The sequence below is a fragment of the Mesorhizobium sp. CA10 genome (genome assembly GCF_020165285.1).
GTDB lineage: Bacteria > Pseudomonadota > Alphaproteobacteria > Rhizobiales > Rhizobiaceae > Mesorhizobium.
The window spans coordinates 70214-91592 of sequence record NZ_JAIUHV010000006.1 but is presented as its reverse complement, the minus strand read 5'-3'; the positions used below and the strand labels follow the sequence as shown (position 1 = coordinate 91592).

15 protein-coding genes and 1 pseudogene are annotated in these 21379 nt (G+C 61.9%); 7 read left to right on the top strand and 9 right to left on the bottom strand.

All coding sequences use genetic code 11. The features are described from left to right. Positions 1-14 precede the first annotated feature (14 nt). A complete protein-coding gene (locus tag LB535_RS14835) occupies positions 15-2156 on the bottom strand; it encodes a hydantoinase/oxoprolinase family protein (RefSeq protein WP_224632738.1) in 2142 nt (713 codons plus the stop codon). Between the two features lie 110 nt (positions 2157-2266). On the opposite strand from LB535_RS14835, the gene LB535_RS14830 reads away from it, so the two are divergent. After that, positions 2267-3049, top strand: coding sequence for a helix-turn-helix domain-containing protein (locus tag LB535_RS14830; RefSeq protein ID WP_140839218.1), 783 nt, complete (start codon positions 2267-2269; stop codon positions 3047-3049). A 677-nt stretch (positions 3050-3726) separates the two neighbouring features. Here the strand turns inward: LB535_RS14830 and LB535_RS14825 are convergent. Continuing rightward, positions 3727-4140: pseudogene (locus tag LB535_RS14825) on the bottom strand (NAD-dependent epimerase/dehydratase family protein); the annotation flags it as partial. A gap of 179 nt (positions 4141-4319) precedes the next feature. Between LB535_RS14825 and LB535_RS14820 the strand changes: the two are divergent. From LB535_RS14820 to LB535_RS14795, 6 genes are all read left to right on the top strand, one after another. Then, on the top strand, positions 4320-5288 hold the full coding sequence (locus LB535_RS14820) for a LysR family transcriptional regulator (protein ID WP_224632737.1): 969 nt from the start codon (positions 4320-4322) through the stop codon (positions 5286-5288). Between the two features lie 172 nt (positions 5289-5460). Continuing rightward, complete coding sequence (locus LB535_RS14815; protein WP_224632736.1) at positions 5461-6474, top strand: amino acid ABC transporter substrate-binding protein; 1014 nt, start codon at positions 5461-5463, stop codon at positions 6472-6474. A 68-nt stretch (positions 6475-6542) separates the two neighbouring features. Further along, positions 6543-7730, top strand: coding sequence for an amino acid ABC transporter permease (locus tag LB535_RS14810; protein ID WP_224632735.1), 1188 nt, complete (start codon positions 6543-6545; stop codon positions 7728-7730). Positions 7731-7733: 3 nt separating this feature from the next. Next, positions 7734-8873 carry an amino acid ABC transporter permease gene (locus LB535_RS14805; RefSeq protein ID WP_224632734.1) on the top strand — a complete coding sequence of 380 codons (1140 nt, stop codon included), beginning with the start codon at positions 7734-7736 and terminating at the stop codon, positions 8871-8873. A gap of 12 nt (positions 8874-8885) precedes the next feature. Then, entirely contained in the window at positions 8886-9665 is a 780-nt protein-coding gene (locus LB535_RS14800) for an amino acid ABC transporter ATP-binding protein (protein ID WP_224632733.1), read from the top strand. A 54-nt stretch (positions 9666-9719) separates the two neighbouring features. After that, on the top strand, positions 9720-10952 hold the full coding sequence (locus LB535_RS14795; RefSeq protein WP_224632732.1) for a MalY/PatB family protein: 1233 nt from the start codon (positions 9720-9722) through the stop codon (positions 10950-10952). Between the two features lie 693 nt (positions 10953-11645). On the opposite strand, the gene LB535_RS14790 is transcribed toward LB535_RS14795, so the two are convergent. The 7 genes from LB535_RS14790 to LB535_RS14760 all read right to left on the bottom strand — a co-directional run bounded on the left by LB535_RS14790 (position 11646) and on the right by LB535_RS14760 (position 21371). Further along, entirely contained in the window at positions 11646-12458 is an 813-nt protein-coding gene (locus LB535_RS14790) for an NAD-dependent epimerase/dehydratase family protein (RefSeq protein ID WP_224632731.1), read from the bottom strand. A 3-nt stretch (positions 12459-12461) separates the two neighbouring features. After that, positions 12462-13664: a pyridoxal phosphate-dependent aminotransferase gene (locus LB535_RS14785; RefSeq protein ID WP_224632730.1), complete on the bottom strand. Its 1203-nt coding sequence runs from the start codon at positions 13662-13664 to the stop codon at positions 12462-12464. Next, positions 13664-15280: a hydantoinase B/oxoprolinase family protein gene (locus LB535_RS14780; protein ID WP_224632729.1), complete on the bottom strand. Its 1617-nt coding sequence runs from the start codon at positions 15278-15280 to the stop codon at positions 13664-13666. The genes LB535_RS14785 and LB535_RS14780 overlap by 1 nt, the downstream gene beginning before the upstream one ends. Continuing rightward, entirely contained in the window at positions 15277-17373 is a 2097-nt protein-coding gene (locus LB535_RS14775; RefSeq protein WP_224632728.1) for a hydantoinase/oxoprolinase family protein, read from the bottom strand. The genes LB535_RS14780 and LB535_RS14775 overlap by 4 nt, the downstream gene beginning before the upstream one ends. Next, positions 17370-19040 carry a thiamine pyrophosphate-binding protein gene (locus LB535_RS14770; RefSeq protein ID WP_224632727.1) on the bottom strand — a complete coding sequence of 557 codons (1671 nt, stop codon included), beginning with the start codon at positions 19038-19040 and terminating at the stop codon, positions 17370-17372. Before LB535_RS14770 ends, LB535_RS14775 begins: the two co-directional genes overlap by 4 nt. Before the next feature lie 121 nt (positions 19041-19161). Next, positions 19162-20565 carry an FAD-binding oxidoreductase gene (locus tag LB535_RS14765; protein WP_224632726.1) on the bottom strand — a complete coding sequence of 468 codons (1404 nt, stop codon included), beginning with the start codon at positions 20563-20565 and terminating at the stop codon, positions 19162-19164. A 50-nt stretch (positions 20566-20615) separates the two neighbouring features. Further along, on the bottom strand, positions 20616-21371 hold the full coding sequence (locus tag LB535_RS14760) for an amino acid ABC transporter ATP-binding protein (protein ID WP_224632725.1): 756 nt from the start codon (positions 21369-21371) through the stop codon (positions 20616-20618). Between the last annotated feature and the right edge of the window lie 8 nt (positions 21372-21379).

The following is a 21379-nucleotide window of genomic DNA, read 5'->3' as shown; positions in this document are numbered from 1 at the left end:
GGCGTTCGCCCTTCTCAAGCGTGAGTGTAGTGCAGCAGCGTCCATTCATCGACATGGACGCGATCCTGCGGATGGACGACGAGCGTCGTCGCCGGATGTTCGATGATGGCGGGGCCGACAACCTCGTGGCCGGGTTGCAGCAAGTCCATCTCGTAGAGATTCGCCTTGTGCCAGCGGCCCCCGATATAGGCATCGCGCACGCCCTTGTGGGCGGACGCCGGATCGGATTTGCCGAGCGGCCGCTTGACCAGCATCGGCTTGACCTTGTCGGCGGTGGCGATCAGCCCGAGCTCGGTGATCGAGAAGCCGGCCTCGCCATAGCGCGAGACGCGGTGGTTGACCTTGGCATAGACCGCCTCGAACTCGGCGATGACCTTGCGCATGTCGTCGGCCGAGCGAACCGCCGACAGCGGCGCCATGACCTCGACGTCCTCGAGCTGGCCGGTGTAGCGCATCATCAGGAACGGCACGGTCTTGATCTTGTCGTGGCTGTGGCCGTCGGCGATCATTTCGTCGACCGCAGCCTTGGTGAGATCGTCCCAGACATTGGTCACCTTCTTGCCAAAGGCCTGCAATTCGTCATCGCTGGCGCGGGCGCCGATGTCGATCTGCGTCGACACCGAATGGCGGCGCATGAAATCGGCCGTGGTGCAGCCGAAGGCCGAGAAGGCTGCGGCGAACTGGAAGGTGATGATGTCCTTGAAGCCGATGCCCCTGGAGCAGCCGGCGAGGTGCAATGGCCCCGAGCCGCCATAGGACAGAAGCGTGAATTCCGAGGGGTGAATGCCTTGGCCGGAGATGACGCGGCGGAGCGCATTGTTAGCGTCGGCCTCCAGCATGTCGATCATGCCTTCGGCAGCTTCCTCGACACCGACGCCGAGAACGCGGGCGCATTTCTCCTCGAAGGCTTTGCGCGCCTTCTCGACCTGCAGCACGACCTTGCCGCCGAGGAAGTAATGCGGGTTCAAGCGGCCGAGGATAGCATCGCAATCGGCGATGGTTGGTTCGGTGCCGCCCTTGGCGAAGCAGATCGGGCCGGGATCGGAACCGGCGCTTTCCGGTCCGAGCGAGACTTTTCGGGTCAGCGGGTCGACCTTCAGGATCATGCCGGCGCCAGCGCCGATCGTGTCGAGATGCAGCGTCGGCACGTTGAGCTTGAAGCGGTCCATCAGCGGCTCGTTTTCGATCCGCGTCTGGCCGCGCGTGATGACGCCCATGTCGAAGGACGTGCCGCCCATATCCGAGCAGATCAGCGAGTCGTTGCCAATCAGCTTGCCGACATAGGCCGCGCCGAGAATGCCGCCGATCGGCCCGGAGATCATCGTCTCGTGCAGGCGCGGATGGTCGATCGAGGTCAGGCCACCGAAGGAGAGCAGCGTCTGCACGCCATATTTGAAGCCGTATTTCTTGGAGACGTCCTCGATGCCCTTGAGCTGCTTGCGGCCGCGCGAAGTGGCGTAGGCCTCGATCAGCACCGAGTTCAGCCGCGACTGCTCGCGGATGACCGGACGCACCTCATGGCTGGTGTAGACGAGGATGTCGGCGCCGGCGGTGGCGATCTCCTCGCGGCAGATCTCGGCAATGCGTTTCTCATGCGCCGGATTGACGTGAGAGAAGATGGTCATGATGCAGATCGCCTCGACCTTGTCGGCAATCAGCTTCTTCGCCGCCGCATGCACCTCGTGCTCGTAGAGCGGCAGGATGACGTCGCCGAACTGGTCGATGCGCTCGGTGACGCCATGGGTGCGGCGGCGCGGCACCAGCGGATCGGGATGGTGATGGGTGACCGCATGCAGGCGGTCGGCATAGGAATAGTCGGCCCAGGCCTGCAGGCCGCGGCCCATGAGGATCATGTCCTCGAGGCCCTTGGTGGTGATCAGCCCGAGCTTGCGGCCGGTGCGCGACAACAGCGTGTTGAGCATACCGGTGCCGGAATAGAGTACGACATTGACGCCTGAGAACAGGTCCTGCAGCGAGATGCCCCAGGCATCGGCCGCATCCTCGGCGGAGGCGAGGAAGCCCTCGGCCTCGTTCTTCGGAGTGGTCGCCGACTTGCCGATCTTGAAGTGGCCGTCCTGATCGACAAGGATCGTGTCGGTCATGGTGCCGCCGGCGTCGATGCCGATGACGATTGGGTTGGTGGTAATCTGGTCCACGGGTCCCTTTCCCTTGCCGAGAGTGACCGCAGGCTAGATTCCCAAAGCCGGATCGCGCCATATGCCTAAAGACACAATGACGCTTGGGCCGGGTTCGCCGAGAAAAGGGCATGCGCATGGGCAACATCTGGGCGCCGCTGGCCAAGGCGATCGCCGCCACCGGCACCGACCGGCATGTCGACTGCCTGATCGACCTGATCGGCGCCGACATCGCGCATGACCTGGTGACGGTGACGCGCTACTCGGCGACCAAGACGCCGGAATTCGTCAAGCACCGGCGCTTCTCCGACGAGATGGTGCGGCGCTATCTCGACAATTACTACGTCTTCGATCCGTTCTATGCCTCGTGGCGCAGCCAGCGCCGGCTAGGCATCATGCCGCTGAAAGGTCTGGCCAACGAGGAGGCCAAACGCGGGCAGTACATAGCCGGTTTCCTGGCGCAGTCGGAAATCTGCGACGAGGTCGGCATCATGCTGGCCGATGGCGGCGACTGGTGCCTCGGCATCTTCCTCGACCGCTCGACGGTGTCGTTCAAGGACAGCGAGATCGCGCTGCTCACCGAGCGATTGCCGGTGTTCGAGGCGCTGCATGCGCTGGACATCAAAGCACGCGGCTCAGACTTCTCCCGCACCTCGGCGCCCAGTGGTCCCGGCGCCTCGCCGCAGCAGAAGCCCAGAATTCCGGAAAGCCTCTGGCCCGAGCTTTCATCGCGCGAGCGCGAACTGGTGCAGCTCATCCTCGCCGGCCATCCCACCGCCAACATTGCCGAGCGGCTCGGCATCACCGTCGGCACGGTGAAGAACCACCGCCGCCGCATCTATGAAAAGCTCGACATCACCACCGAGCGTGAATTGTTCCTGCAGTTCTTCCAACATCTGGGTCCAGCAGCGTAGCTGACATCGGTCAGGAGCAGCGAAATCGCTGAACCGGATCGATTCAATGCTCTTGCGGCCGGATATCGGTTCTGAACCAGATCACGATGCGAGAATAATGTCCGTTCTTGAAGGTTCCGCTGCCCTAAGCTGCCGGCCCGCTTGCGGCCCAAACCAGCCGCGCTCATACCGTCATGGTCCATACATGCGCCCTGCGACCATTTTTGTGGGAAAGAAGCCGCTCCCTAGTTCGCCAGAATACGAAGGATATGGGTCGGCTAACCAGCCGCTAGGCCATTGATTTTCTTTCGAAGCCTCACACCCTCAGCGACTAACATAGTCGGTATAAATCAATGGCTACGAAATGGTTCGCCAAAAGAAGCCGATTCACCACTCGCCGACCGCAGCTTATCCTTTGACTTCCGGGGGTGGAAACGTCCCTACAGGCTAGTCGCTGTAAATCTCTCGATCTCGACAAGACTGACTGCGCGGACGGACCTTGCCCGAGGTGAGAGGTACCTTCATCGCTAGTAAGCTCGGAAGAGAAATCATGTTGACGCTCTGCCGATTGTGATACGGCGCGACATTCGGCCTGGGTGGCTTGTCACCGCCTGACGCCTGGAACGAGCTGGTCAGAGATCAGCCGGATGTAGTGGCTCTATCAAGCCGGTCGCCGCTGCCCGTGGGGCACGATCGGGTCACTGTGTCCGGCAGTCATACTCTTGCCGGAACCCAAGGACGTCGCGCAGCTTCCGGTTGGAGATCGGTCCCTCAAATGCGTCCATGGCGCGGGTGACCGGTATGTTGGGCACATGCTTCCTGAGAAACTCCGCCGTCGGCAATTCAGACACGATGGTGTCGTTGACGGCGTTGAATATCTGGAATCCCAAGCCGTCCCTCTCGACACACAGGTCGACGATCTGACCGAGATCGCGCACGTCCATATAGGTCCAGGCGTCGCGCCGCCGCTTCGAGGGATCGGCCAGGAATTCCGGAAAGCGGGCATAGTCCTTCGGCTCGACGACGCCACCGATCCGCAGGGCATAAATGTCGGCTCCGGTGCGAGAGGCGAAAGACCGCGCGATCTTCTCGCCTAGCAGTTTGGAAAGGCCGTCACAGCCGCCTCAACAATCCCCTGGTGCGATGATTGATTTCGATCAGTGCTGGTCCAGGGGCGTCGATCATCGCTGGGGCGGAGCTATCTTCACTGTCCAGGCGGCATCTTCACCTTTAATACCTCACTTGGTGGAGCGTGGTGCAGAGCCGCGATCTCTACGGACGAGGTGCCGCTATGAACTTTGTCGACATGGACCTCAACTTGTTGCGCGTTTTCGATGTAATGATGCGTGAGAGAAGCGTCACGCGCGCGGCTACCGAATTGGGCAGAACACAATCTGCTGTGAGCCACTCCTTGGCGAAGCTTCGGTTTCTATTGCGGGATGAATTGTTCACCAGAGATGGGGGCGAGATGCGACCGACGCCTCGGGCAGTGGAGTTGCTGTCTGACATTTCTGCTGCGCTGGCAACGATTCGGGCCTCGATCGACCGGCATCAGGTGTTCAATCCGGCAACGACCCGACGCAACTTTCGCGTTGGACTTACCGACTATCATGCCATGATATTTATCCCGGGGCTCATCCGAGAGTTTTCGAGGCAAGCCCCTAACGCGACACTGAACGTCATTCCCGCAAACGGACCCGACATCGGCTCCTCGGTCTATCTGAGGCAAGTTGACTGTGCGCTGACGGGAGCGGCAATACGCGACGATCCGAATCTCCTGAAGGTGGAGCTCGGGCAGGACCGCCTTTTTTGCGCGGTGTGGAGTGGAAGTAAGATCGCCAGCGGCGGTATGACGCTGGAAGCTTACTTGGCCAGTTCCCACCTCCAGATCTCGGCCGATGGTCAAGCAGAGGGGCTGGCAGATGCCGCCCTCAAGCAGCGCGGTCTGCGGCGCAACGTCGTTGCTACCATCTCGAACTATTTGGTGCTTCCCTGGGCGCTGCGCGGCACCGAACTGATCACCCATTGCGGGGATGCCATTCTGCAGATGCTGGATGAGAGAAGTGAAGTGAGCCTTATCTCGCCACCGCTTCCTATTTCGGATGTCAATGCGTGGCTCGTCGTTCACCGTCAGATGGCGAACGATCCGGGGACCAAGTGGCTTCGGGAGGTGATCGTGGGCATCTACAACGAGTCCCAGGCCAAGAGGCGCCGAAGTTCAATCGTCGACATCGGAGCACCAGGTCGACCGAAACAATAGCCGCCCACTGAACCCTGTTTCACTAGGCTACTGCACAGCAACCTAAATGCCGACCGCTCTTTCTGCGTGCAAATTATGATCGATATTCATTTTCACAATGAAAACAATCAATTTGACGAATAGTTTGCGCAACGTGCAGACTGAACCCCAATAAAAACAGGGGAATGCCGGAATGAGATCGATGCTTAAGGGTTTGATTGCCGTAGCCATGGCGTGCACCGCCTCATCGGCGTGGTCCGCAACCCTCGACAATGTCAAGAAAAATGGAGTCCTCACCTGCGGAACAAATTCAGCAACCGCAGGCTTCAGCCTTCCGGACAATGAAGGCAAGTGGACTGGATTCGTCGTCGATTACTGTCGTGCCGTGGCTGCCGCCGTGCTTGGCGACGCGCAAAAGGTGAAGTTCATTCCGTTGACGCCGAAAGATCGCTTCACCGCGTTGCAGTCGGGAGAGATCGACATTCTCGCGCATAACGCAACCTGGACATCCTCCCGCGACATGTCGCTCGGCATTCTTTTCGCTGGCACGTATTTCTATGACGGTCAGGGGTTTATGGTGCGCAAAGCGGACAACATCACATCAGCCAAGGGGCTGGATGGCGCATCGATTTGCGTCACCCAAGGCACCACAACCGAATTGAACCTTGCCGACTACTTCCGTTCGCAATCGCTCAAATACAGCACGGTTGGGTTCGCCGACGAGGAAGCTGTCGTGAAGGCTTTTGAGGAGGGGCGTTGCGACGTCCTGTCCGCGGACACCTCCACCTTGAACGCGTCGCGATTGCGCATGGCCAAGCCGGCCGACAGCATCGTGCTTCCCGAGTTGATCTCCAAGGAACCGCTTGGCCCAGCGGTGCGGCAGGGCGATGATCAGTGGTTCAATGTGGCGAAGTGGACGCTCTATGTCATGGTGGCCGCTGAAGAATTTGGGGTCACCTCGAAAAATGTCGATGCAATGAAATCGTCGGACAATCCGAACATCCGCCGTTTGCTCGGCGTAGAAGGCAGCATAGGCAAGGACATCGGGCTCGGCGACAATTGGCCGGTCGAGGTGATCAAGCAGGTGGGCAACTACGGTGAAGTCTTTGACCGGAATGTCGGCAAGGACTCGCCGCTCAAAATGGAGCGCGGCCTCAACGCGCTCTGGAACAAGGGCGGCGTTCAGTACGCTCCGCCAATTCGCTAACAAGACATCATTGCCGGGCGCTGCTGCATAATCGCCAGCGCCGTTGTGCTTACCCGACAGGACCGGCCATGTCCGATTTGACGCTTTCCGTGCAGCCGCGCAGAAGCCTCTCTTTGCACAATAAGAAGGTGCGAGGCATTTTCTACCAGGTCCTGCTCGCCGGCAGTCTGTTGGCCTTGGCCCTCGGTATCGGCATCCAGACCACCTCGAATATGCGGGCACGGGGAATCCCGCTTTCATTCGGCTTTTGGAATGAGGCTGCCGGCTTCGACATCAATCAGACGCTCATACCCTACGACACGCTTTCTACCTACGGCCAGGCCTTCTGGGTGGGCGTGGTCAACACGCTCTACGTCAGCTTGCTGGCAATCCTGTTGGCAACCTTGCTCGGCTTCGTGGTCGGCATTGCCCGCTTGTCGCAAAACTGGATCGTGGCGAAGGTCGCGACTTCGTATGTCGAGGTCATACGCAACGTCCCGTTATTGCTGCAGCTGCTTTTCTGGTACAACGCCGTGCTCAAGCCGCTGCCCGCGCCGAAGTCGTCGATCGAAATTCCCGGCGGCATCTACCTCAACAATCGCGGCCTCATAATTCCGGAGATCCAGCTGCATCCGGGAGCGGGGCTGGTGGACCTGGCATTCGCGGCAGCCATTTTCTTCTGCATCGTCTTCTGCTTCTACGCCAAGCGCGCCCAGAGACGAACTGGCAGGCAACTGCCAGTGCTCTTGGTTAGCCTCGCGACCTTGATAGGGTTTCCCCTCGTCATTTTCCTGGCGGCCGGCGAGCCGGTATCGTTCATAAGGCCGCAGCTGCACGGGTTCAATTTTCAAGGCGGACATCAGCTCTATCCGGAGTTCGCCGCTCTCCTGATCGGCCTGTCGGTCTACACCGGATCCTACATCGCCGAGATCGTCCGTGGTGGCATCCAGGCGGTGCCGAAGGGCCAGACCGAGGCTGCCTACGCGCTGGGGCTCTCACCGGGCAAGACGCTTCGCCTGGTCGTTGTTCCGCAGGCGCTGCGCATCATCATACCGCCTCTGACAAGTCAGTATCTCAACCTGACCAAGAACTCGTCGCTTGCCGTCTTCGTCGGCTACCCCGACCTCGTTCAGATCTTTGCGGGGACGGTGCTCAACCAGACGGGAGCGGCCGTCCAGGTGATGGCAATCACCCTGGCGGTCTATCTCGCCATCTCCATTGTCACCTCGTTGGCCATGAACGCGTTCAACCGGCATTTTGCGATCGTCGAGAGGTGACTCATGATCGATCAATCCTTGCGTCCACCAATCGTCAATCTCGCACTGATGCCGGCGATGGCACCGCCTGCCGATGTCCGGCCGAGTCCGTTGACCTGGGTCAAAAGGAATCTGTTCTCGACGCCTTTCTCAGGCGCGCTGACAATATGCTTTGTCCTCCTTGCGGTGTGGCTGCTGCATCAGTTTCTGAGCTTCGCCATCCTCAACGCGGTCTGGAGCGGCGGCCGAGAGGCCTGCCGTGCGAACCCGGAAGGAGCCTGCTGGCCCTTCATCGCGGAGAAATTCGATTATCTGCGATACGGCGCGTACCCCATTTCCGAGCGGTGGCGCGTTGATCTCACGCAGGCGATCGGGGCCATCCTGATAGCTTGGCTGCTGTGGACGAAGGCTCCGCGGCGCAAATTGGCGGCAATGCTATTTTTCGTTTTCTACCCCGTTGCCGCCTTCGTTCTCTTGCGTGGCGTCGCTCTGCTCCATTTGCCCGTGAATGATACCACGCTCTGGGGCGGCCTCTTGATTACGCTGCTCATGTCGATCGTGGGCATCGTCTTCTCGCTTCCGATCGGGATCCTCCTGGCGCTCGGACGCAGGTCGGACCTCCCAATCGTCAAGGCGGTTTGCCTAACATTCATCGAAGTCGTTCGGGGCGTGCCGTTTATCACTGTGTTGTTCATGGCGAACTTCATGATGCCGCTTTTCGTGCCGGATTACTTGACGCCAGATCGTCTCCTGCGCCCGCTCATCGCCATAGCCTTGTTCTCCTCCGCCTACATGGCAGAAGTTGTGCGGGCCGGTCTTCAGGCGATCCCGAAAGGCCAATACGAGGCGGCGAAGGCGCTCGGCATCAGCTACTTCGACATGATGCGCCTGATCGTACTGCCCCAGGCATTGACGATCGTCATCCCGAGCATTGTCTCGACATTCATCGGCCTGTTCAAAGACACGACGCTGGTTGCCATCGTCGGCATCGCAGACTTCTTGAAGGCCGTCGAAACGGCGCGGGTCGATCCGAGCTGGGCAGGCCCTACGATCTCCTCAACAGGGTACCTTTTTGCGGGGCTGGTCTATTGGGGCTTCTGCTTCGGCATGTCCCGTTACTCGCAGTCAATGGAGCGCCAGCTGGCGCGCGGCCACAAATCCTAGGAACGAACGACGATGCCTCAAGCAGTGTACGCTCCGAGAAGGGAAGCACCCGGCGAGTCCGTCGTCGCCGTCGAGCTGCGCGACGTTAACAAATGGTTCGGCTCGTTCCATGCGCTCAAGAACATCAATCTCTCGGTGCCTCGCGGTCAGCGAGTCGTGATCTGTGGCCCATCCGGGTCGGGCAAATCGACCATGATCCGATGCATAAACCATCTCGAGGAGCATCAATCGGGCGAGATCATCGTCAACGGAAAGCCGGTGGCGCAGGATCTCCGCAGGATAGACGAAGTCCGCAGCAACGTGGGTATGGTGTTCCAGCACTTCAATCTGTTTCCCCACCTGACGGTGCTCGAGAATTGCATGCTTGCGCCGGTGTGGGTGAGAAAGATGCCGCGGATGGCGGCAGAAGAATTGGCGCGCCATTATCTCGATCGCGTCAAGATCGCGGAGAAGGCGACCAACTATCCGGGACAGCTGTCGGGTGGCCAGCAGCAACGCGCTGCGATTGCCCGTGCCCTCTGCATGAACCCAAGAGTAATGCTCTTCGACGAGCCGACCTCCGCCCTCGATCCGGAGATGGTGAAGGAGGTCCTTGACACGATGGTGTCGCTCGCCAGCGAGGGCATGACGATGCTCTGCGTCACGCATGAGATGGGTTTCGCGCGGGAGGTAGCCGATCGAGTGGTGTTTATGGACCACGGCGAGATCGTTGAGGCGAACACACCACATGAGTTCTTCGCCAATTCCCGATCGGAGAGGGCGCGCCAGTTTCTAGCGCAAATCCTCAAATAGCGACGCCGCAGGCAGTGCGGCAAGCGCGACAACAGACTTTTGCGGGCATTACAAATGGCATGTGCAGACACGTCCAATCCGTCGATCGCGGCAGCAAGCGTTGCAGGAGTGGATCTCGACAAAATCCACGACCGCCAGCAATTCGGATCGGTCAAATGGGCCAATCAATGGGATGAGTTCTCCCCGCGGGTCGAGGGCGAAGACCTGCTCTCGCTATGGACGGCGGATATGGATTTCCGGGCTCCGGAAACCGTCGTCGCGCGGCTGCGCGAAGCGGCAGACCACGGTATTTACGGCTACACCCGTCGCGATCCGCGCCACTATGAGATCGTGCAATCGTGGTTTGCACGACGCCACAACTGGTCGCCGAAGCTGGAATCGTTGCTTCCCGCGCCGGCGATCATGCCGTCAGTGGCGACGATACTGCGAACCTTCACGAAACCGGGTGACGGCATCATTGTTCAGGCGCCTGTGTACTCGCCCTACTTCGAAGTGGTCCAGGGAAACGGACGGGTTCTGCTTATGAACCGCCTTAAGCTGGAAGACAACAAGTATGAGCTCGATCTCGAGGACTTCGAGACGCTGGCGGCAAGCGGCGCCAAGATATTTCTGCTCTGCAACCCTCACAATCCTGCCGGAAAAGCCTGGACGCTTGAGGAACTGACGGCACTGAACGCTATTTGTGAGCGCCATGGGGTTTTGGTCATTTCCGACGACATACACTGTGACATAAGACTGTCCGGCCGACCCCACATTGTCTTCTCCTCCATCTGTGAGGATGCGGCCGAGAAGTCGTTCATCTGCACGGCGCCGACGAAAACCTTCAACCTGGCCGGCATTCCCTCGGCGACCATTTCGGTGGCGAACAAAAAGCGCCGCGACAAGCTTCTTGCGGCGATGCAGGCCTCATTCATGGTGAACGCGAACTTTTTCGGCCGCCTCGCTCTGGAGGTCGCTTACAGTACCGGCGCGCCATGGCTCGACCAACTCACACGCTACATCGCCGGCAACATAGATCTGGTCTGCGAATTCGCCCGCGAACATCTTCCAGGAATTACGCCGATGATGCCCGACGCATCGTTTCTGGTGTGGTTGGATGCGCGCGCGCTCGATCGCCGGGTGGAAGGAGTTCAGAAGTTCTTTGTCAATCGTGCCGGGGTCAATTTGTACGATGGCCGCGTATATGGGCCCGGTGGCGAAGGATTCATTCGCCTCAATGTCGGCTGTCCGCGTCCTCTATTGCGTCGAGGGCTGGAGCGCATGGCTAACGCGCTGGTCTCGTCGTGACAAGGGGCTTAGGCCGGAGTCGGCGAAAGCTCATTTTCTAGCGAATCATCCTCAGACGCCCTCCGGGCAAGTTACTGTCATTGACCGACTTCCGCCCGCCACAAGCGGACAATCTGGAAACGGCCCAAACCGGTCGGCCGCCGATGGCCAAGCAGCGTCAGCTACCGCATCAGGTAGGCACATGATAGCCCCCGGGGACGACATGCGCGCCATCGGCCAGATACCAGCAGGATGGTTGAGAAACGATGGGTCTAGCTAGATAGACTGCGGAACCATACGGAAAGATACGGGAAGGTTCTCAATTTTCGCCCACGAAAAGCCAATAAAATCAATGTTCTGAGGCCGCCCTCCGTGCCCACCAAAACACCCCCGTAAGCCATTGTTCTCGCTGTATTTTTTGAGAGTTGCCCACAATGTGGACTCGAACCCCCCTCGTTTGAAGAATCTCGAAGCGTTTTTTACGCCTTTCAAGGACATCGAATCGAGCCAGCCATCGCGAGTGCTGAACTTGAGCGACCGTTGTCGCGTTTCGGCGAAATCCGCGCGCTTCTGATATTCAGTCCACGGACAATCGCTTTGGGTCCGGGCCAGGTATTGCTGGCATCAGTCTGAGAGATTTCGCGCATGCGAAGCGCGTTCTGTGATGCCAGTTGGCGTGATTAAACCACATGTTACTCCCGCTGTCGTAAATCGTCATACTGGCGTATCGTCAGGGTGGCCAAGCTCGCAGAACCAGCCTCCGAGATACTTCACCGACGGTCTGGTTGGATCGGGAACTGGGGTCTTTGCCTCGACTGTGGCGCGAAACGGTTCGGCGCTGTCCCGCGGGATAAAGCCGAGGTGGTCCGCGCCGCTGTTGTCGACCATCTTTAGCTTGTTGTTGGAAATGCCGAAGGAGATCGTATGGCCGACGCGCGGCGCGGTCAGCGATGCTTCCACCAAGCGCACGCAGTCGGCGAAGGAGAGATACGACCACAGCATGCGGCGGTCGGCCGGCTCGGGGAAGGACGAAAAGATGCGCAGGCATACCGTCTCGATGCCGAACTTGTCCCAGTAGAGCCGGCTGAGGCTTTCGACGAAATTCTTCGACACGCCGTAGAGGCTATCCGGGCGCACCGGCGCGTCGACGCCGATATGCGCCTCGATCTCGTGATAGCCGATGGCATGCACCGACGAGGCGTAGATGACACGCTTCACGCCGTGTTTCCGCGCGCCTTCGTAAATGTGGTAGGAGCCCCGGATGCTGGAATCGAGGATGGTCTGCCACTCGCATTCGAGCGGCGCGCCGCCGAAATGCACGATCGCGTCGCAATCCTTGGTCGCGGCGATCGTGGCTTCCATGTCGGCGAGATCGAAGACCGCTTCCTCTTCGTGAGGCGCGAGATCACCGAACGGGTGGCGCCCCGCCAGGCGAATCGTCTTTGCCAGCGGCACCAGCCCCTTGCGCAGCTCTGACCCAAGCCGGCCGGCGGCGCCAGTGATCAGGATACGTTCGTAATGCGGCATCGTTTACTCCACTTGCGCGACGGCGGCATTGATCCGCGCGATCGCCTCGGTCAGCGTCTCTTCGCTGGTCGCGGTCGAGATGCGGAAATAGGGTGACAGTCCATAGGCAACGCCAGGCACCGACGCCACCCGACCTTCGCTCAGAAGGTAGTTCGATACGGCTGCGTCGTCTTCCAACACGACGCTCTTGGGCGTCTTGCGGCCGATCAGGCTGGCACAGCCGATATAGGCGTAGAAGGCGCCTTCCGGCGCCGGCAGTGTCAGCCCGTCGATCTTGCGGATGCCGTCCACAACCAGATTGCGGCGGGACTGGAACGCCTGCCGGAAGCGGGCTACCTCATCCTGCGGACCGTTGAGCGCGGCTACGGTCGCGGCCTGCGCGATCGAGCACACCGAGGTGCAGGACTGGCTCTGGATCGTCCACATCGCCTTGACGAGCGGCGCGGGTCCTGCCGCGTAACCGACGCGCCACCCGGTCATCGCGTAGGATTTCGAGACGCCGTTGACGATCAGCGTGCGGTCCTTGAGCTCCGGGCAGGCCTTGCCGAAGGAAACGAACTCGCGTCCATCGAACAGGATGTGCTCGTAGATCTCGTCGGAAAGGATTAGCACCTGCGGGTGCTTTGCCAGCACAGCCCCCAGCGCCTTGAGGTCTGATTCCGAATAGACCGCGCCGGACGGATTGCCCGGCATGTTGAGGAAGAGCCACTTCGTCCTCGGCGTGATCGCCTTTTCCAGCAGCGCCGGAGTGATCCGGAAGCCGCTGGTCTCCGGGCACTCGACGACGACAGGTGTGCCGCCGAGCAGCTTCACCATTTCGGGATAGGAGACGAAGTACGGCGCCGGTAGGATTGCTTCGTCGCCAGTTTCCAGCGTCGCCATCAGCGCGTTGAAGATGATCTGCTTGGCGCCGTTGGCCACCACGATGTCATCGGCCCTGTAGTCGAGTCCGTTCTCGCGACGGAATTTTTCCGCTATGGCTTCGCGCACTTCGACTGTCCCGGCAGCGGCGGTATAGAGAGTCTGGCCGGCCCTGGCGGCGAAATGCGCGGCATCGATGATGTGGAGGGGCGTCGGGAAATCGGGCTCGCCCAGGCCGAGGTCGATCACGTCCACGCCCTTGGCGCGTAGCGCCTTGGCGGCCTGCGATGCCGCCATCGAGGCCGAAGGCTTCACCACCGAGAGGCGCGAGGCAATATAGCTCATCAGTCGTTCTCCGTGATGTAACCCTTGGACCGGTCATTGGCTCGCGCGGCCGCATTGCGTTTGACCGGATCGCCATAGCCGCCGCCGCCCGGCAGTTCGAGGATCAGCCGGCGTCCGGCCGGCACATGCTGCCAACCCTTGGGCCGCATCCTGGTGCCGTCGTCGAGCTTGACCACGCCGGCAACGCCCGGCTTGCCGCCGTTGCGGCCGTGGGCCGGATGATTGACGCGGTCGAACATGGCCGAGAAGTCGAATTCGTGGCCGTCGGTTGCTGCGATCTCGATGATCTGGCCGAGGCCGCCGCGGAATTCGCCGTCGCCGCCGGAGTTGGGGCGCAGCTCCTTACGCCAGATTACGATCGGGCCAGTATGTTCCGTCGCTTCGATCGGCATCGTGTGCACGCCGGACGGAAAGGCCGTCGCCGACAAGCCGTCGAGCTCGGGGCGGGCGCCCATGCCGCCGGAATTGAACATAAGCACTTCGGCGCGGCGACCGGATGCGCCTGAAACAGGGCGCGCCGAAATATGGATGTTCCAGAGTGCGCCGGCGCCTTCCGCGAGGATTTTTCCGGGTAACGCCTTCGAGAAGGCGCCGAGCACCAGATCGGGAACCATGTGGCCGAAAATATGCCTGAGCGCCACCGGCGCCGGCCGCACCGCGTTCAGGATGTTGACCGGTGAGGATACGGTGAAGAAGGCGAGCGAGGCGGCATTGTTGGGAATGTCGGGCGCCACCATGCATTTCAGCGCATAGCAGGCATAGGCCTTGCTGTAGATGATCGGGCAGTTGATGCCCCAGCGGCTCATCGGATCTGTGCCGGTGAAATCGACTTCGACATGGTCGTCGCGGACCGAGACCGTGGCCGCAAGCTTGACCGGCTCATCATAACCGTCGGTCACCAGCTCGTTCGACCAGCTTCCCTTCGGTAGCGCCTCGATGCGCTCGAGCATCGCGTCGCGGGTGCGCGAGAAGATGAAGTCGCCGAGCCCGTCGAGCGAGGGGAGGCCGATCTCCTTCATCATGTCGACGAGACGGCGATGGCCGACCTCGTTGCAGGCTGCAAGCGAATAGAAGTCGCCGACGACCTGGTTGGGCTCGCGGACATTGGCGCGCAGGATGCGGACCAAGTCGAGGTTGACCTTGCCCTTCTCGGCAAACTTCATGATCGGGATCTGAATGCCTTCCTCATAGACCGATTTGCCGTCGGCGCCGAAGCCGCGGCCGCCGACATCGACCACATGCGCCGTGCAGGCGAAGAAGGCGACGAGCTTGCCATTGAGGAAGGACGGCGAGACCATGGTGATGTCGTGCAGGTGGCCGGTGCCGAGCCAGGGATCGTTGGTGACGTAAGTGTCGCCCTCGAACATTTGATCGCGCGGGATCTCGTTCATGAAATGCAGCACGGCTTCGGCCATGGTGTTGACGTGGCCGGGCGTGCCGGTCACCGCCTGCGCCAGCATCTGGCCGCGCGGATCGAACACGCCGGCCGACAGGTCCCCGGATTCGCGCACCGAGGTGGAGAAGGCGGTGCGCAGCAGGGTGAGCGCCTGTTCCTCGACCACCGAGATCAACCGGTTCCACATGACCTGCATGCGGATTTCGCCAATATCGCTCATGCCTGGCTGCCTTTGCGGATCAGGAGGATCGCGCCGTCGCTCTGGATGACGGCGTCGAAGCTGGTGGTGACAACGGTCGATGTCTCGCGCTCGACGATGACGGCCGGGCCAGCGATGCGATCGCCGGGGCACAGCGCCTCGCGTTCGACGATGCCGTAGCTCTGCGGCGCCCCCGTTGCCGGATCGAAGACCGCGCGGGTCGTCGTCGGTTGGCTGGTCTTCTTGCCTGCGGTGAGCTCGTGCCTGGTGCCGGCCGGACGAATATCGGTCGCCTTCACCGACCAAGTGACGATCTCAATCTCCAGCCCGTCGAGCCCGTCGATGGCGCGGCCGAAGAAGCGCTGATAGCTGGTCTCGAACAGCGCCTTGAGCCTGGCGGCCGCATCGTCGCCGAACGGCTCGTCCGATACCGGCACGGGGATTTCCCAGCCCTGGCCGGCATAGCGCATGAAGGCGGTGATCTCGCAGACGATCTGGCCACTAGCGCCGGTGCGGACAAAGCCTTCGGCGGAGGCTTTGAGATCGGAGAGCAGGGCGTTGACGTCGGCCGGCTTGAAGCGCGAAAGGCGCGTCAGTTTCGAGGCCAGCGCCTCGTAGCCGAACGGCGCCTTGAGGAAACCGATCGCCGATCCAACGCCGGCGCCGCGCGGCACGATGCACTGATCGATGCCGAGCTTTTCGCAAAGCCTTGCCGCATGCAGAGGCGCTGCGCCGCCAAAGGCGATCATCAGATTGTCGGAAATGTTCTTGCCGTTCTCAACGGCGTGTACGCGGGCGGCGTTGGCCATGTTCTCGTCCACCACCTCGCAGATGCCGAAGGCGGTCGATATGGCATTCAACGACAGGCGCTCGCCGACATCGCGCAGGATCGCCTGCTCGGAAGCGGAGATGTCCAGCTTGATCGCGCCGCCGGCGAAATTGTGCGGATCAAGCTTGCCGAGCACCAAGTCGGCGTCGGTGATCGCCGGGCGCTTACCGCCGCGGCCATAGCAGGCCGGACCAGGTTCCGAGCCGGCGCTCTCCGGTCCGGTCTGGATGCGGCCCATAGCGTCCACCCACGCGATCGAGCCGCCGCCGGCGCCGATCTCGATCATCTCGATCACGGGGATCGAGATCGGCATGCCGGAGCCCTTGGAGAAGCGATAGGTGCGCGCCACTTCGAAGGTTCTCGCCGTGCGCGGCGCAAAATCCTCGATCAGGCAGATCTTGGCGGTGGTTCCGCCCATGTCATAGGAGACGACCTTCTCCAGGCCGAAGCGCCGAGCGATGTCGGCGGCAAAAATGGCGCCACCCGCGGGACCGGACTCGACCAGCCGGACAGGGAATTCAGAAGCGGTTTCCACCGAGATCAGGCCGCCGCCGGAATGGATCATGAAGACCGGGCACTCGGCGCCCATGTCCTTCAGGCGCGTCTGCAGGCGAGCGAGGTAGTCGGCCATCTGCGGCCGCACATAGGCGTTGGCGCAGACCGTGTTGAAGCGCTCGAACTCGCGCATCTGCGGCGAGACCTCGGCGCTGATTGACATCGGGATGGTAAGCTTGCGAGCGAGGATCTGGCGCGCCCGGCGCTCGTGATCGGGGTTGGCGTAAGCGTGGATGAAGCCGATCGCCACGGAGCCGAAATTGCCGGCCAAGATCCGCTCGGCGATTGCTTCCAGCGCCGCTTCGTCGAGCGGCTGCAGTTCCTGGCCCTCGGCGCCGATGCGGCCCTTGACGGTGAAACGATCTTCGCGCGGGATCAGCGGCGTCGGCAGCTGCAGGTTCAGATCATACTGCTCGAACCGGTTCTCCGTCCGCATCTCGATCACATCGCGAAAGCCTTCCGTCGTGACGAGCGCGGTCCTGGCGCCGCGCCGCTCGATCAGCGCATTGGTGGCGAGCGTCGTGCCGTGGATGATGATGCCTATCTCGGCTGCCGAAATTCCGGCGTCGCGGACGACGACGTCGATGCCGTCGAGGATCGCCTGCTCGGGCGCCGAATAATTGGTCAGCACCTTGGTCGAAAACATCGTTCCCCTGACATCGAGGGCGATGTCGGTGAAGGTGCCACCGATGTCCGCGCCGAGGCGGATGTCGTCTGATCTGGAGGTCATGCCGTGGCCTTCTGCGAAGCGAGTGCTGCGTCGCGCATCTGGGAAAGGGTCTGCCGGGGCGTGAGCGCTTCGGGCGAGATGGCGATGTCGAGAACGGCGCCGGTCGCAGACTGCTGGGCCCGCCGGAACGCCGCCGCGAAATGCCCGGTGCTTTCGACGCGCTCGGCGTGAAAACCATAGGCCTTTGCCAGCGCCACGAAGTCCGGGTTTTCCAGCGAGGTGCCGGAGACGCGGGCCGGATAGTTGCGTTCCTGATGCGCGCGGATCGTGCCGTATATGCCGTTGTTGATGATGAGCACGATCGGCTGCGCGCCGGCCTGCATAGCCGTGCCGAGCTCCTGGCAGTTCATCTGAAAGTCACCATCGCCGGCAAAGCATACGACGGTGCGCTGCGGAAACGCGACTTTCGCGGCGATGGCAGCAGGCAGGCCATAGCCCATCGCGCCAGACTGCGGGGCAAGCAGCCGCGCGCCCGGCCCGAACTTGAAGAACTTGTTCGGCCATACCGTGAAATTGCCGGCGCCGTTGGTGAGGATGACGTCGGCCGGCAAGGTCTCGCGCAACCAGGTGATGACCGCGACCATGTCGACCGGGCCGGGCTGGACGGGTGCCGCGAATGTGGCTTCATAGGCCTTGCGCGCCGCCGCGCGCCAGTCCGCCCAGGCGCCCCTCACCGAGGTCAACGCCCTGGCAAAAGCGTTTGGACCGGCATGAATGCCGATGGTGGGTACATAGATCTTGCCGATCTCGCGGTCGGATCCGTGGACGTGGATCAGCTTCTGGCGCGGCACCGGAACGTCGAGCAGCGTGTAGCCGTCGGTCGTCATCTCGCCGAAGCGGACATTGACAGCCAAGATCACGTCAGCATCGCGGATCAGCGTCTTGACATGCGCCACCATGCCGACGCCGGCTTCGCCAACGAAGACTGGCGAATGGTTGTCGAACTGGTCCTGGTAGCGGAAGGCGGCAATGACGGGGATGTCGGAAGCCTCGGCGAAGGCCTGGAGCGCGGCGCGTCCATTTGCCGTCCAGTTGGCCCCGCCTATCAGCAGCACCGGCCTCTCGGCCGCAGCCAGCATCTCAAGCGCCGACGAAAGGGCATCCTGCGACGGAGCGGCTTCGAAAATCGAAGCAGGGCCGCTGAGCGGCGCGACCTCGGTCGCGGTCGTCAGCATGTCTTCGGGCAGCGCGACGACGACGGGGCCGGGCCGGCCGGTCAAGGCGGTGGTCCAAGCGCGCGCCAAGATTTCAGGCAGGCGCTCAACGTCGTCGATCTCGACCGCCCATTTGGCGACGGTGCCGTAGACGGCGCGGTAGTCGATCTCCTGGAAGGCCTCGCGGCCCTTCATATCGGTGCCGACCTGGCCGACGAAGAGGATCATCGGCGAGCTATCCTGCATCGCGGTGTGGATGCCGATGCTGGCATTGGTCACGCCCGGACCGCGGGTCACTAAGCAGATGCCGGGCGATCCCGTCAACTTGCCGTAGGCCGAGGCCATGAAGGCGGCGCCGCCTTCATTGCGGCAAAGCACATAGTCCAGCTTGCCCTTGGTATCGTGCAGCGCGTCGAGAACGGCGAGATAGCTTTCGCCGGGCACGCCAAAGCTCTTGGTCGCGCCCAAGGCGATCAGGCACTCGACAAGAAGGCGACCGCCTTTGCGGACCATGCTTCGACATCCTCTTAAGCCGGTGGCAAGCGGACCGAGCCTGCCTTTCGGATTTATACCTGCACTGCGGCCGGTCGACGCGAAATCAAGAAATGCGATCCATACGAAAGTTTTTCTTTCGCTATGAAATCCGTACCAAAACACTGGGGTTCATGATGCCCGACGGATCGAATGCATCCTTCAGCCGTGCCATGAGCTCCCGCTCCACCGGACTTCTATTCCGGTCGGCCATGGCGATCTTGGCGCGGCCGAGCCCATGCTCGGCGGCGAAGCTCCCGCCCATGTCGGTGGCTGAAGCGGCCAGCGCCTCAGCGAATGCCGCGGCTTTCCCATCGAAATCGGCGCGGCCCGCCGGCGGTGACAGATTGTAGTGGATGTTGCCGTCGCCGAGATGGCCGAACGGGTTGATCCGCACGCCCGGAAGAATCTCGTGGCATAGTTTCGCGCCCGCCTCGATGAAGCGCGCGATCGCGCCCGGCGGCACGGAGATGTCGTGCTTGAGCTGCCCGCCCTCCAGCCGCTGGCCTTCCGGCTGCTCCTCGCGCAGGCGCCAGAACTGCGCCCGCTGCGCGCCCGAATTGGCCAGCGCGCCATCGACGACCAGGCCTTGCTCCATGCCCCAGTCCAGCGCCGAGCCCAGGATGTCGTCGAGGGGAACGCGCGTCGAGCCCGACGCCATCTCGACAAGCAGGTAGACGTCGCCCCGCGTCTCCAGCTGATAGGCGAGGTCTGGAAGATGCTTGAGCGCGAGCGTCAGGCCGACATCCGAAAAGAATTCAAGGCCGGCCAGGAACTCTCCGGCCTCGCCACGCAGAAACGCACCGAACGACACGGCGGCGGCGAAGTCGGACATCACCAGCAGCGCGCTCGCCCGCTGCTTTGGCGAGGGATAGAGCCTGAGGATTGCCCGCGTCACGATGCCGAGCGTGCCTTCCGAACCGCAGAACAGCTTGCGCAGCTGATAGCCTGCATTGTCCTTCTGCACTGCGCGCATTCCGTCCCACACCGTGCCGTCCGCCATGACGACCTCGAGGCCGAGGACCAGATCCTGCATCATGCCGAAGCGGAAGGCCTGGCTGCCGCCGGCATTGGTGCCGATCAGACCGCCGATCCTGGCGCTGCCTTCGGCCCCAAGATGCACTGGGAACATCAGGCCATGCGGCTCCAGCGCCTCGTGCAGCGCGGCGAGCACGACGCCTGCCTCAACAGCGATCGAGCCGCTCTCCGGATCCGGCTCGCCGATTGCCGTCATGCGCGACAGCGAGACGATAACCGCGTCGGGCTGCTCGGCGACGGCCCCACCGCACAGGCCGGTATTGCCGCCTTGCGGCACGACTGCCAATCCTGCCTGCCGGCAAGCCTTGACGACCGCGGCCACCTCCGCGGTGTTGGCGGGGCGGGCGACGCCCACGGGCCGGACGCCGTAGCGGTTGAGCCAATCGCGCTGGTAAGGTTGGGCATCATCGCCCGAAAGCCAGCCTTTCGGTCCGAGTATCCCGCGCAGGGCGACAATGGGATCGGTCATTGAAATTCCTGCTGATGTGCGCGCGAACGTTGCATCTCCCGGGATGCTGTTCAATGACCCAGCACCTGCGACAGAAACTGACGAGTTCGCTCATTTCGGGAGGAGGTGAAGAACGCCTCCGGCGGCGCCTCTTCCACGATCTCGCCGCCGTCCATGAAGATGACCCGGTCGGCGACGCGACGGGCGAAGCCCATTTCGTGGGTCACGCAGATCATCGTCATGCCTTCGGAAGCGAGCGTCACCATGACATCCAGCACCTCGGCGATCATCTCCGGGTCGAGCGCCGAGGTCGGCTCGTCGAACAGCATGATATGCGGCTGCATGCAGAGCGCGCGGGCGATCGCGACGCGCTGCTGCTGGCCGCCGGAAAGCTGGCTCGGAAACTTCATCGCCTGCTCAGGGATTCGCACCTTCTCCAGAAAGCGCCTGGCCGTCGTCTCGGCTTCCGCGCGCGGCCGCTTGCGGACGATCATTGGCGCGATCATGCAGTTCTCCAGCACCGTCATGTGCGGGAACAGATTGAAGTGCTGGAACACCATGCCGACTTCGCGCCTGATCCCGTCGATATTGCCGACGTCGTCGTTGAGCTCGGTGCCGAGCACGGCGATGCGGCCGCCGTCATGCTGTTCGAGCCGGTTGATGCAGCGGATCAGGGTGGATTTGCCGGAGCCTGACGGACCGCAGATGACGATCCTTTCGCCGCGCCCGACGGAGAGGTTTATCTTTCGCAGCGCGTGGAACGACCCGTAATGTTTGTCGAGACTTTCGATTTGCACGGCCGAGCCGGACGGGAGCGTCGGTTCCATGCATCCTC